Annotated in this window: 10 protein-coding genes and 1 tRNA gene; all 11 read left to right on the top strand. The window is 60.6% G+C overall.

Features of this window, described 5'->3' with window-relative positions; translation table 11 throughout:
• Position 1: 1 nt before the first annotated feature.
• The 11 genes from I4W09_RS01655 (at position 2) to typA (ending at position 13,513) form a co-directional block, all read left to right on the top strand.
• The gene (locus I4W09_RS01655) at positions 2-1,726 is read left to right on the top strand and encodes a DnaA ATPase domain-containing protein (protein WP_152068595.1); all 1,725 of its coding nucleotides are present in this window, start codon (positions 2-4) and stop codon (positions 1,724-1,726) included.
• A 238-nt stretch (positions 1,727-1,964) separates the two neighbouring features.
• Complete coding sequence (gene dnaN / locus I4W09_RS01650) at positions 1,965-3,068, top strand: DNA polymerase III subunit beta (RefSeq protein ID WP_152068594.1); 1,104 nt, start codon at positions 1,965-1,967, stop codon at positions 3,066-3,068.
• Positions 3,069-3,078: 10 nt separating this feature from the next.
• Complete coding sequence (gene recF / locus I4W09_RS01645; RefSeq protein ID WP_006236184.1) at positions 3,079-4,185, top strand: DNA replication/repair protein RecF; 1,107 nt, start codon at positions 3,079-3,081, stop codon at positions 4,183-4,185.
• A complete protein-coding gene (locus I4W09_RS01640; RefSeq protein ID WP_152068592.1) occupies positions 4,172-4,735 on the top strand; it encodes a DciA family protein in 564 nt (187 codons plus the stop codon). Before recF ends, I4W09_RS01640 begins: the two co-directional genes overlap by 14 nt.
• A 105-nt stretch (positions 4,736-4,840) precedes the next feature.
• Entirely contained in the window at positions 4,841-6,871 is a 2,031-nt protein-coding gene (gene gyrB / locus I4W09_RS01635; protein WP_196031398.1) for a DNA topoisomerase (ATP-hydrolyzing) subunit B, read from the top strand.
• Between the two features lie 41 nt (positions 6,872-6,912).
• Positions 6,913-9,624: a DNA gyrase subunit A gene (gyrA, locus tag I4W09_RS01630; RefSeq protein WP_196031413.1), complete on the top strand. Its 2,712-nt coding sequence runs from the start codon at positions 6,913-6,915 to the stop codon at positions 9,622-9,624.
• 300 nt (positions 9,625-9,924) lie between these two features.
• A tRNA-Ile gene (locus tag I4W09_RS01625) sits at positions 9,925-10,001 on the top strand.
• Between the two features lie 185 nt (positions 10,002-10,186).
• Positions 10,187-10,687, top strand: coding sequence for a bifunctional nuclease family protein (locus tag I4W09_RS01620; protein WP_055310297.1), 501 nt, complete (start codon positions 10,187-10,189; stop codon positions 10,685-10,687).
• Between the two features lie 33 nt (positions 10,688-10,720).
• Complete coding sequence (locus I4W09_RS01615) at positions 10,721-11,077, top strand: hypothetical protein (protein ID WP_230318608.1); 357 nt, start codon at positions 10,721-10,723, stop codon at positions 11,075-11,077.
• Between the two features lie 30 nt (positions 11,078-11,107).
• Positions 11,108-11,557, top strand: coding sequence for a hypothetical protein (locus I4W09_RS01610; protein WP_089572580.1), 450 nt, complete (start codon positions 11,108-11,110; stop codon positions 11,555-11,557).
• 117 nt (positions 11,558-11,674) lie between these two features.
• Complete coding sequence (gene typA, locus I4W09_RS01605) at positions 11,675-13,513, top strand: translational GTPase TypA (RefSeq protein ID WP_006235837.1); 1,839 nt, start codon at positions 11,675-11,677, stop codon at positions 13,511-13,513.
• Positions 13,514-13,910 lie beyond the last annotated feature (397 nt).

The following is a 13,910-nucleotide window of genomic DNA, read 5'->3' as shown; positions in this document are numbered from 1 at the left end:
AGTGGACGAGGAAGCAAGCATCATCCTGGGGGATGCCATCGCCTTTTGCCAGCGCGACGGCCAAGATGCACGCCTCATCAACATGCTGGGGCAATCGCGGGCCATAAGCCTGACCGAAGATACGCTCACGATCGAGGCTCCCTCGCGCTTTGCCATCGCGCAGCTCAAAAAGCATCAGCCGACTATTGAGGCCTATCTGGAAGAAATCGCCTTTGCACCGATCGCGCTCGACATCGTGGCACCGCAAGGCGCCGCAACGGAATCCGCTGCCGCGACGGCGCCCGCCACGGCTCCCGCCGCTTCCCCGGCGGCACCGACCTCCGCAGGCGACGTGCCGACAATCGAGCACCAGCACAGCGATGTTTCCCGTGAAACCATGGCACCGTTGCCGACCGCGGCGGCGACGTCAACGAACGCACCCGTCACGCACATGCCTATCGCTCACGACGCAGCGGCGGGCGCGGATTCGGGCATTGCAATCAAGAACACGCTCTCGGCCGATGATTTTCGTCGCATGATGAACCAGATGAAGGGCGGAGCGCCGACTAAATCCACGCAAGCTGCGACCCCCGCTTCACCCATACCGGCGCCGACCGTGCCGGCCGAGCAGAATACGGATGGAGCCCCGCTCGCCGCGAACTCAAAATTTACCTTTGAGAACTTTGTCTACGGCCCCGAAAACAGCCATGCCTATCGCTCGGCACTCAAGTTTGCCGCCCTCGCGGACGAGCGCGGCACATGCACATCACTGTTCATCTACGGCAAATCGGGCCTGGGCAAGACGCACCTGCTGCTTGCCATCAAAAACGAGCTCGCCGAGAAGTCGCCCGAGATCAAGGTCAAGTATGCCAACTCCCAGGCATATCTGGACGACCTGATGACCGAGTTCGACCGCCAAAAGAAGAGCAACGCCCCCATCATGCAGGCGTACCACGGCGTGGACGTGCTCATCATCGATGACATCCAAAACATCATCGGCAAGCGCGCGAGCGTGGACTACTTTTTCCAGCTCATGGACGAGTTCATCCGCAACAACAAGAAGGTCGTCATCGCGGCAGACCGTGCCCCCAAGGACCTGAGCATGGACGAGCGTCTGACCAGCCGCTTCAACGCCGGCATGCTCTGCCTGGTCGCAGAGCCCAGCTACGAGATGAAATACAAGATCTTGCAGCGCTATTACGAGAACACCATCGTCGCCGCTCCCGAGGCAGGCGACGACTCGCTGCTGGCGGCCTATGGGGGCGACGGCGGACACCTGACCGACGAGCACTTTAAACACATGGCCGAGGTCTCGGGCACCAACATCCGCGAACTCGAGAGCTTTTGCGAGCGCTGCGCCGGCGAGGCGGGCGACCGCGAGCGCGAGGGCGGGGAGCTCACCTTTGACGATATCGACGCCATCGCCAGCCAGTACTTCGACACATCGGCCAAAAAGATCAACGTCCAGACGGTTCAGTCCGTCATCGAAGAGCAGTACGGCGTGACGCACGAGGAGCTCATCGGCCCGCGTCGCAACGCCAATATCGCCAAAGCACGCCATATCGCTATCTACCTGGCCATCGAGATGTGCGAGATGACGACCACGGCGGTGGGCGCCGAATTTGGCAACCGCAACCACTCGACCGTCAGCACGAGCTACAAAAAGGTCCAGAAGATGATCCAGGAAGACCGTACCGTCACCGAAGACCTCAAATCGCTGCGCGATAAAATTACACTGCGCTCGTAGGGAAATAGAGACACCTGTTGAAAACTTGTCGAAACCATGGGCATAAGGTGTCTAAAACCCAACCCGCGGTGGTGAAAAGTTTTGCGCAGGTTTTGAACGTGGAAAACCACCCCCGTTGCACACAGGTTGCTGTCGATTCTCTTTCTGGGTCTGACCTGCGTCTTTGGGAGTAATCAACAGTTTCGTCAGTGCTATTACTATTATTAAGATATTTATATCTAAAGAAAGGTATTAAAAGATGAAGTTCACCGTCAGCCAGAGCTCGCTTACACAAGCCATCGGCGTCGTTATGAAGGGTGTCGCTTCGGCGTCCACCCTTCCCATCCTGTCGGGCGTGCTCGTCAAGGCGCAAGACGGCATCTTGGAATTCCAGACCTCTAACTACACCATCTCGATCCGTCATCGCATCGCGGCACATGTCGAAGAAGGGGGCGAGATGGTTATCCCTTGTAAGATGCTCTCCAATATCACCAAGACCCTCCCCGATGCCCCGGTCACCTTTGAGCTGTCCGAGCGCCAGGTGCTGATTGGTTGTGAGAAGAGCTCTTTCCGCCTGAACACGCTCGATGCCAATGACTTCCCCGAGTTTCCGGCCTATGCCATCGAGAGCGCCGTGGAACTGCCGACCGATATCTTGTCCGAAATGGTCGGCCGCGTGTGGCGCGTCACCTCGACTGACAAGGCCCGCCCCATCCTGGGTGGTGTGCACATGAAGGTCGAGAACAACACCGTGCGCCTGGTGGCGACCGATTCCTTCCGCTTGGCCGTGTGCGATACGCAGGTCGAGACCTCAACCCTCGAGGGCTCCTTTGAACTCAACGTTCCGGCCGACGCCTTTAACGACGCGCTGAACATCATGGCCAGCCAGGCGACCATCATGATCGGGGCTACCGACACCCAGGTCGTCTTTGAGGCCGGCAACACCACCTACGTGTCGCGCCGCATCGAGGGCGTGTACCCCAACTACAAGCAGCTCATCCCCGATTCGTGCGTGACGAGCGTCAAGATCGACGTCGCCGCCTTTAACGCCGCCCTCAAGCGCGTGGCCGTTATCGCGAGCGCCAACCCCGCCGTCAAGTTCGAGATCGATGTCGAGAACGGGCAGATGGGCCTGTCCTCCATTTCCAATGACCAGGACCTTGCGCAGGAGACGATCGATGTCGAGGCCGAGGGCGAGTCGGGCACCATCGCCTTCAACTACCACTACATCTTTGGCTGCCTCAATGCCCTGTCCAAGGAGAAGGAGATCACGCTGGAGCTCAAGAGCTACTCGCAGGCGGGCATCTTCAAGTCCTACGACAAGATCAACTACCTGTACCTGGTCATGCCGGTCCGCATCTAGCAACTGCCCTATGACCATGTTCGCCCGCGATCTTTCCGTCGCGCACTACCGCAGCTTCGATAGCTATCGCCTTGCCCTGGACGAGGGCGTGACGATACTTGCGGGACCCAACGCGGCGGGAAAGACCAATCTCATAGAGGCGCTGCAGCTGCTGACGAGCGGCGCCTCGTTTAGGCATCCGACCGCAGCCGAGCTCGTCCATGACGGCGTGGGCTCGTGCAAGGTCGAGCTGAGGCTCGAGGGCGACGGCCGCGTGCTTGATATGGGATTGAGCGCGGAGGACGGTAAACGCTCGTTTAGCCGCAACGGCAAGAGATGCTCTGCCGCCGGTGTGCGCGGGGTTCTGCCGAGCGTGCTGTTTTGCCCCGACCATCTGGACATGGTTAAGCGAGGCGCCAGTGTGCGCCGCGCCGCCCTCGACGACTTTGGCATGCAACTGAGCGCACGCTATGCCGATCTTGCGAGCACCTATGGTCGCTGCGTGACCCAGCGTAACGCCTTGCTCAAGGAGGCCTGGTGCTGCCGCGAGATGCTCGGCGCGTGGAACGATTCGATTGCCCGCGCGGGCGCGGCTCTGCTCGTGCACCGGTTGGCCCTGCTCGACCGGCTGGCGGGCCATGTGCGTACTGCCTACGGGCAAGTGGCGTCCGGTGAAGCCGCCAACGTGTCCTATGCGTCCACGCTGGGGGATTTGCCCCAGGTCGATGATCGCGAAGAGCTGAAGGGCTGGGCGTACGAGCGCATGCTGGCTGCCCTTGATGAGCACGCCGACGAGGAAATTCGCCGCGGCGTGACGTTGGTGGGACCGCATCGCGACGAGATTGAGTTTGCTGTGGCGGGTCGCTCCGCCCGTTCATTTGCCAGCCAAGGTCAGCAGCGAACGTTGGTTCTGGCCTGGAAGGTGGCGGAGGTGGCCGTGGCTCGCGATGTCCTGGGCACCGCCCCACTGCTGCTTTTGGACGACGTGATGAGCGAACTCGACGGCGAACGCCGCGGTGCTTTCCTGCGGCTGATCGGCGATGATATCCAGACGGTCATAACCACGACCAACCTGGGGTACTTTACCGATGACCTGCTTGATCGAGCCAAGGTGGTGAGCATGGGTGAGACGTGCTAATTACGAGCGCGAGAGCGAAACGGTCGCCTTCAGTGGCTTGTTGAACGCAGAGCGCCAGCGCATCCTGGCGGCTGCGACCCCTGAGCGCCGTGCGCAGATGGAGGCCGCCGAGGAGTCGCGCGCGGTCTATCGCGCGTGGAACGCGGTGTGCTCGGGCACGCGCGAGGGGCGGCATGTGACGGGCCTGCGCTACCTGCCCGAGTCCAATGAGCTGCTGGTATATCTCGACTCGCCCTCGTGGACGCAGGAAATGACGTTGTTGCGCGAGATCATCCGCGCGCGCATGGAGCGCGCCGGTGCGCATGTGGATGGCCTGGTGTTCAAAACCACCGCGCCCGGTCACACGCCGCCCGCCGCCAAGGAGCGCCTTCGCCCAGCGGCGACCGAGCGCCCGCCGGCCCCACACGCCGACCTCAGCGATGCCGAGCGCACCGAGATTGAGCGCCAAGTGGCGCCCATCGAAGACCAAAAACTGCGCGAGGCCCTCGAGAACGCCATGAGAGCCAGTGCCGAGTGGGCCAAGGGCGTGCAAAGCAAAAAAGAGCCTTAAATCGCATCTGGTGGCCTTGTAGAGCCAAATACCCTCGTTCCCGAGGGTATTTTTTTACGATAAACTAGTAAGGCTGTACACATTTTCTTGACTGAAGGAGGACGTGTGGCAAACGAAAACGATTACGATGGCGGCGAGATTAAGATTCTCGAAGGTCTCGAGGCCGTTCGTAAGCGCCCGGGCATGTATATCGGCTCGACGAGCGCCAGCGGTCTGCATCACCTGGTGTGGGAGATCGTTGACAACTCCGTCGACGAGGCCATGGCCGGTTTCTGCACCGAGATCCAGGTGACGGTCCACGCCGACAACTCCATCACGGTCGTCGACAACGGGCGCGGTATCCCCGTCGACGAGCACCCTGTTAAAAAGATCCCGACGCTCGAGGTCGTCATGACGATTTTGCACGCCGGCGGTAAGTTCGATAATTCGGCCTATAAGGTCTCGGGCGGCCTGCACGGCGTTGGCATCTCCGTCGTCAACGCACTGTCCAAGCGCGTGGTCGTTCAGGTTCGTCGCGACGGCAACACCTACGAGATGGAGTTCTCGCGCGGCAAGACCGTCAAGAAGATGGAGGTCGTGGGCACCTCGGATTCGACGGGCACCACCGTCACCTTCTGGCCCGACGACGAGATCTTCGAGACCTGCATTTACGATTTCGATACGCTGCACAACCGTCTGCAGGAGACGGCGTTCCTCAATAAGAACCTCAAAATCGTGCTGACTGACGAGCGCGAGTCTACTCCCCACGTGGAGGAGTTTTGCTACGAGGGCGGCATCATCGACTTCGTCAAGTTCCTTAACGAGGGCAAGGACGTCCCCGAGGCCTTTAAGGAGCCTATCTACATCGAGGGCAAATCGGACCCGGACGCACCTGTGGCCAAGATGGGCGAGGTTGAGGTTTCCCTGCAGTGGAATAGCGGCTACGGCGAGAACGTCATGTCGTTTGCCAACGACATCTACACCCCCGAGGGCGGCATGCACCTTGAGGGCTTCCGCACCGCGCTCACCCGCGTGATCAACGATTATGCGCGCAAGCAGAACCTGCTCAAGGAAAAAGACGCCAATCTGACCGGCGACGATGTGCGCGAGGGCCTTTCGGCCGTTATCTCGGTCAAGCTGCCCGATCCGCAGTTTGAGGGCCAGACCAAGGCCAAGCTCGGCAGCTCCTATATGCGCGCGCTGACGCTCAAGATCGTGACCGACGGCCTTGCCGATTACCTCGAGGAGCACCCTAAGCCCGCTCGCGAGATCGTCAAGAAGGCGCAGCAGGCCTGCAAGGCGCGCAATGCCGCCCGCAAGGCGCGCGAGGCGACCCGCAGCAAGAGCCTGCTCGAGACGGCGTCCCTGCCCGGTAAGCTCGCCGACTGCTCGGTGCGCGATGCCGAGCTGACCGAGCTCTTCATCGTAGAGGGCGACTCGGCAGGCGGTTCGGCCAAGGACGGCCGTCGCCGAGACATCCAGGCGATTCTGCCCCTGCGCGGCAAGATTTTGAACGTCGAGCGCGTTGGTGACCATCGCGCGTTCTCGAGTGACACCATCCAGTCGCTGATTACCGCGATCGGCTGCGGCGTCACGACGAGTGCCGGCGCCGGCGGCGATTTCGATATCACCAAGGCGCGCTACCACAAGATCATCATCATGACCGATGCAGACGTCGACGGCGCGCATATCCGCATCCTGCTGCTGACGTTCTTCTACAAGTACATGCGTCCGCTGATCGATGCCGGCTACGTCTATGTTGCCTGCCCGCCCATCTTTGGCATTAAGGTGCGCAACAAGATCCACTACGTGTATCCCAACGGCCGCCAGCCCGAAGACGAGATCCTGCGCGATACCATCCAGAGTCTGGGCCTGAACCCCGATGATAACGACGAGGACGGCAAGGCCAAGGACGGCAAGATCACCAAAAAGCGCAAGGGCTATACCGTCCAGCGCTACAAGGGCCTGGGCGAGATGGACCCCAAACAGCTTGCCTCGACGACGATGGACCCAAAGACCCGCATTCTGCAGCGTGTGTCGATCGAGGACGCCGTGGTGGCGGACCGCGCCGTGCGCGAGCTGATGGGTTCCGAGGTCGGCTATCGCCGCGAGTACATCGAGAAGCATGCACATGATGCACGATTCCTTGACGCTTAAGAGGAGGTAACGTGGCAGACGATATCAACAATAACGAGGGTATGGACGAGGCCGGCGATGCCGGTATGCCCGATGATCTGAAGCGCCTGCTTGCCCGTGCTGAGCAGGGCGAGGACGGCGATCCGGACGCCTATAACCCCGATGCCGATGATGATGAGGAAGAGGACGACGACGGTGAGCTCGAGGAGAGCTTTGGCGAAGTCGATCGTGGCGCCTCGGCCGGCGAGGACATCAACGGCGGCCAGCTCCAGATTTCGGAGTTCGGTCGCGAGATGAAGCAGTCGTTCATCGAGTATTCGATGTCGGTTATCACAGCGCGTGCCCTGCCGGACGTGCGCGACGGCTTAAAGCCGGTACACCGCCGCATCCTGTACGCGATGAACGAGAGCGGCATCTACCCCAACCGCCCACACAAAAAGTCGGCCTGGACGGTCGGCGAAGTTATCGGTAAGTACCACCCGCACGGTGACTCTGCGGTCTACGAGGCCATGGTCCGCCTGGCGCAGTGGTTCTCCATGCGCACGCCGCTCATCGACGGTCACGGCAACTTCGGCAACATCGATGGCGACGGCGCGGCGGCCATGCGTTACACCGAGAGCCGCCTGGCCAAGCCCGCCATGGAACTGCTGCGTGACTTGCAGAAGGATACCGTCGACTGGCAGCCCAACTACGACGAATCGCTCGCCGAGCCCGTGGCACTGCCTGCGCGCTTCCCCAACCTGCTGGTCAACGGCAGCCAGGGCATCGCCGTCGGCATGGCCACCAACATCGCCCCGCATAACCTCACCGAGGCGATCGAGGCCACCTGCTACCTGATCGACAACCCCGACGCCACCGTCGACGAGCTCATGCAGATCATGCCCGGTCCGGACTTCCCCACCGGCGCCATCATCATGGGCAGCGCCGGCATTAAGCAGAGCTACGAGACCGGCCGCGGCTCCATTACCGTGCGTGCCAAGGCACATGTGGAGTCCACCAAGACCGGCCGCAGCCGCCTGGTCTTTACCGAGATTCCCTACATGGTCAACAAGGGCACCCTGCAGGAGAAGATCGCCCAACTCGTCAACGACAAGCGCATTGAGGGCATCTCGGATATGCGCGATGAGTCCAACCAGAAGGGCATCCGTCTGGTCATCGAGCTCAAGAAGGGCGTCATTCCGCAGGTCGTGCTCAACAACCTGTATAAGTACACCTCGCTGCAGACGACCTTTGGCGCCAACAACCTGGCACTCGTCAACGGCGTTCCCAAATGCCTGAGCCTGCGCGAGATGCTGCAGCACTACATCGACCACCAGGTCGACGTCGTCACCCGCCGCACCCGCTTCGACCTTAAGAAGGCCCAGGCCCGCGCGCATATCCTCGAGGGCTACCTGATGGCCCTTGACCATATCGACGAGGTCATCAGCATCATCCGCTCCTCGCAGACCGACTCCGAGGCCAGCAGCCGACTGATCGAACGCTTTGGCTTTACGCCCGAGCAGACCACGGCCATCCTCGAGATGAAGCTGCGCCGCCTGACCGGCCTGGAGCGCGACAAGATCCAAGAAGAGTTGGACGGCCTGCGCCGCGCCATCGCCTACTACGAGGACCTGCTGGCGCACGAGGAGAAGATTCTGGGCGTCATCAAGGAAGAGATGCGCGAGATCTCCAAGAAGTTTGGCGACAAGCGCCGTACCGAAATCAGCCAGGTTGAGAAGGACCTGGATGTCGAGGACCTCATCGCCGACGAGGACATGGTCGTGACCATCACCCACACCGGCTACGTTAAGCGTATCCCGGTGGCCGCCTACCGCGCCCAGAAGCGCGGCGGCAAGGGCGTGTCGGGCGTCAACCTCAAAGAGGACGACGTCATCGACGAGATGTTCATCGCGTCCACGCACGAGTACGTGCTGTTCTTCTCGAGCAAGGGCAAGGTCTATCGCCTGAAGGTGCACGAGCTGCCGGTGGGTACGCGCCAGGCGCGCGGTACCGCGATCGTCAACCTGTTGCCCTTCGAGGAGGGCGAGAAGATCGCGAGCGTCATCAGCTGCCGCGAGTTCCCGGCCGACGAGTACCTGATGTTTGCCACCAAGAGTGGCATGGTCAAGAAGACCGTGATGAGTGCTTACGATCGTAGCCGCCGTGATGGCCTGATCGCTATCAACCTGCGTGACGACGACGCGCTGCTGAACGTGCGCCGCGTGCGCGAGGGCGACAAGATTATCCTGGCCACCACCGCGGGCAAGGCGATCATGTTCTCCGAGGAGCAGGTGCGCGCCACCGGCCGCGATACCAGCGGCGTTCGCGGTATCGGTATGAAGGACGGCGTGAGCGTTCTGGGCATGGAAGTCACTAACGGCAACGGCGATCTGTTCGTTATCACCGAGCGCGGCTACGGCAAACGCACGCCGGTTGCGGACTACCCAGAGCAGAACCGCGGCGGTCAGGGCGTCTACACCATTCAGATGACCGAGCGTAAGGGCAACCTCGCGGCCATGAAGACGGTGGGCCCGCAACACGAGCTGTTCATCGTGACGGAAGGCGCGACGGTCATTCGCGTCAAGACCGACGAGATCAGCCAGACCGGCCGCGCCACCCAGGGCGTCAAAATGATGACCGTCGACGACAACGACCGCATCTGCGCCGTAGCTCGCATGACAGCCGCCAAAGAGAAGCCCGAGGGCGAAGGTGCAGAAGACGGCTCTGCCCCCGAAGAAACCCCTGTCGATTTAGGCGACGGCAACGACATGCCAGAAGATCTCCTCGACGAGTAAGAGGAACTAGCTGGTAGAAAATATCAGACCCCATATATCGGCGGTCGGCGCACCTGCGCGCCGACCGCTTTTTTGACAATTTTGGACCCACGTTCGCCCCGGCCGCGCGGCGGCATATGAAGTCGATCGCGAGTTCCGCACGAGCCGGAGAGCACTTAATGTGCTCTCCGTGCGAGTCAGGACTGTCCGAGCAGGCGACTTCATATGCCGCCGCGCGGCCGGGGCGAACCCCTCCCAAAGATTTTCAAAAAAGTTGTTGACGCGCGCGTAACGACTCGTCTAATATATCCCTTGCGCGATGGACCTGTAGCTCAGTTGGTTAGAGCGTCCGGCTGATAACCGGGAGGTCACAAGTTCGAATCTTGTCAGGTCCACCATCAAAACTGTTAAAAGCCTCGGGGCAATTGCCTCGAGGCTTTTTTCTTAGCCACAGAAGGTAGTCAAAAAAGCTCTGTCCCAAATTAACTACTTTGATTTTGTGTGCTACGCGAAAGTTTGGGTAGTATAGCTATTCAACGCGGCGGGCCGCCGCGTGTTAACCGCTACGTACCGGAGGTGTTCCATGGTTCGTGTCGACATAGAGACCATCGTCATGGCCGCCGGTCCCGTGCCATCGCTTATCGTGCTTCGCGAACGCTGCAGCAAGTCGGATTCCCCCGCGCCGCTGCGCTCCCTCTCCATCCAGACTGGCTCGTTTGAGGCTGCGGCAATCAGCCGCGGCATCGACAGCGGACGCGCCGATCGCCCGATTACCCATGACCTGTTGCTCGATACTGTTGGCGCCCTGGGCGCCAAGCTCGAGCGCATCGAGATCGTTCGCGCCGAGCCGCCGGTGTTCTACGCGACGATTGTCGTACTGGCCGATGGTGACGAGCGCAAGATCGATGCCCGTCCCAGTGATGCCATTGCCCTTGCCGTGCGCAGCAATGCCCCCATGTTTGTGGAGGACGACATCATGAATCGCCTGGGCACTGTTTCTGCCCATACCGAGGAAGTTGACGACGAGCAGGAGTTCGAGAAGTTCGACGAGTTCGTCCATACGCTCTCGCCCGATGACTTCTAAATGCGGGGCGGCCAGGATGCGGAGCGTTCGCTGATGGCCGGCGGTATGTCGGCTGAGGCGGCTGCGATCGCCCGTGAGGCCCAGATGCGCTCTGAGGCGTCCGAGGCGGCTCGCATTGCCTATGTGACGCAGGCCCGCACGCTTCACGAGCGCCGCGGCTCGTTTATCAAGATGGTTGTCGTCTCCGCCCTTGTCGCGGCAATCTGCTCGCGCCTTCGTGGTACAGTTGGTGCGCTTGGGTTTTCGATCTCTACGGGCCTGGTGATCTGGGGCGTGGTCGACGCGGTAATGCTGACCAGTCAGATCAAGGTGCTCGACAAGCGCGCGATGGATATGATGCGCGCCCGCGACGCTGCCGCCAGGATCGCCGCCGAGGCACAAGAACTGTAACGACGCCAGACTCGATGGGAAGGTCTAAAGATGGCACAGGATATGCAGGACGCCGGTAACGTCTCCGCCGAGCTCGACGCCATGGTGTGCGATCTGATCGGCGCGTTCTTGGACGACCTTGCCGCCGGTGAAAACCCTGGCGTGGTCGTGGCAATTGAGGACGCCGCTTCCAACCGTTATCTGGCGGCGCTCGATGAGGATGGCGAAGAGGCGTGCCTCGAGGCGGCCACCAACTTTATCTCCGAGCACAAGATGGGTCTTAAGGACGAGGGCCTGGGCCGTATCGCTCGCTATGCCATCGGCTACACCGGCTGCGTCGAGATTGACGGCGGCTATCACGATGCTCTGCTCGTGAGCTTCTTCGAAACCACGCTCGAGAGTGGTTTTTCGGCATATGTGCTGTATGAGGGCATGGGCGCCGGCGATGGTTTTATGTGGAGCGACCCTGAACCTGCAGGTGAGGAAACCCCTCTCATCTAAAATCGCTAAAATAAACGAGTTTTCGGTAAAAGGCTCAATATTCCCGCCGAGCGTTGCGTTGCTGGGTGGGTCGCATACGCGTGCCGGTTGTATATAGATAGAAGATAGGGGAACTACATGCGCGTAGACAATCTGAGGAACATCGCCATCATCGCCCACGTCGACCACGGCAAGACGACGATGGTCGACAAGCTCCTGCGTGCCACGGACGCCTTCCGTGCCAACCAGCAGGTCGAGGACCGCGTCCTGGATTCCAACGACCAGGAGCGCGAGCGCGGCATTACGATTCTCGCCAAGAACATCTCTATCGAGTACAAGGACGTTAAGATCAACGTCATCGACACTCCGGGCCACGCCGACTTTGGTGGCGAGGTCGAGCGCGTGCTGCGTATGGCCGACGGCGCCCTGCTGCTGGTCGACGCCTTTGAGGGCCCCATGCCCCAGACCCGCTTCGTGCTGCGTCACGCTATCGACACCGGCCTTAAGATCATGATCGTCATCAACAAGATCGATCGTCCGGGCGCCAATCCCGAGAAGGCCTACAACGACTGCCTGGACCTCATGGCCGACCTGGGCGCCACCGACGACCAGCTTGAGTTCGCCATGGAGCACGTGGTCTACGCCAGCGCCATGAATGGCTTTGCCCGCCTTGACCCCAACGACGGCAACATGGACATGTACCCGCTGCTCGACATGATCATCGACGACATGCCTGCGCCCGAGGTTGACGAGAACGCCCCGCTGGCCATGCAGTGCGTGACCATCGACCACTCCAACTTCGTCGGTCGCATCGGTATCGGCCGCGTGTACTCTGGCACCATCCACCAGGGCGACCAGATTCTGGTTGTGAAGAACGACGGCTCCAGCGCCACCGCTACCGTCAAGCAGCTCTTTACCTTCGACTACCTGGGCCGCACCGAGTGCCAGGAAGTCGGCGCCGGCGATATCGCCGCTGTCGTGGGTATTGACCGCACCGATATCGGCGATGTTTACACCGACCCCGAGAACCCTGTCGAGCTCGAGCCTATCGAGATCGACCCGCCGACCCTGTCCATCGTCTTTGAGGCTTCGACCTCCCCGCTCGTCGGCCGTGATGGCGACATCGTGGGCGCCCGTCAGCTCAAGGAGCGCCTGTTCAACGAGGCCGAGAACAACGTGACCATGAAGATCGAGGAGCTCGAGGACAAGAGCGGCGTCGAGGTCTCTGGCCGCGGCATCCTGCACCTGTCCGTCCTGATGGAGTCCATGCGCCGCGAGGGCTTTGAGTTCCAGGTCGGCCGTCCCCGCGTTCTGTTTAAGAAGGACGAGAACGGCAACAAGATGGAGCCTGTCGAGCAGGCCGTCGTCGAGTGCCCGGACGAGTACTCGGGCAAGGTCGTTGAGGTCTTCGGTACCTCCGGCGGCATCATGACGAGCATGGACACCTCGGGCATCGTGACGCACCTCGAGTTCAAAATCCCGACGCGCGGCATCATGGGTCTTAAGAACCGCATCATGAACGTCACCCACGGCGAGGGCGTGTTCTACCACACCTTCCTGGAGTATGGTCCCTATGCCGGCGAGATCGGCAACCGTCAGAACGGCGCCATGATTTCTATGACCACCGAGAAGGCCGTCGCCTACGCTCTGGGCACGTTGCAGGAGCGCGGCCAGCTGTTCGTTGAGCCGGGCACCGAGTGCTATGAGGGCATGATCGTGGGCGAGCGCAGCAAGGCCGGCGACATGGTCGTCAACATCGCCCGTACCAAGAACCTGGGTAACCAGCGTTCCTCGACCTCCGATATCTCCGTTCAGCTGGTGCCGCCCCGCACCTTCTCGCTGGAGGAGGCGCTGGAGTACATCGCCGACGACGAGCTGGTCGAGATCACTCCCAAGAACATTCGCCTGCGCAAGCGTCTGCTCAACGCCACCGACCGCAAGAAGGCCGCTGTCCGCGCCGGCCAGGTCAACAAATAAGCGCTGGGGCTTATAGCGACTAACCAAAAAGGGCGTCGACCGCAATGGTCGGCGCCCTTTTTGGTGCAAGGGGGACGGGTTAGTTTGCACCACGGCTGGGGCGACTATCCCTCCGATCGGCTTTCCAGCCAAAGTAAAGTTGTTTAAACATATACATAATTCCACTGAATATAGTCGGTATGATGCAAAACTGTTAACAGGTAAATATCAACTGGTATTAAATTAAAAGACCTCTTGACCTGCGGTTTACATGACTGGTATCTATATTATATTTTATGCATTGTGGCATAGACGAACCGTCTTAGAAGGTGTTCCCCAATGGGTTCTTGCAATGCGCTAGGTAGGTTCTCGTTGATGGTGAGGCTTGTGTTCGATCCGACGATTCGCCGTATTCCAC

This window comes from Collinsella aerofaciens, assembly GCF_015670795.1.
GTDB classification, from domain to species: Bacteria; Actinomycetota; Coriobacteriia; order Coriobacteriales; family Coriobacteriaceae; genus Collinsella; species Collinsella aerofaciens_Q.
This window is presented reverse-complemented; position numbering and strand designations above follow the sequence as displayed.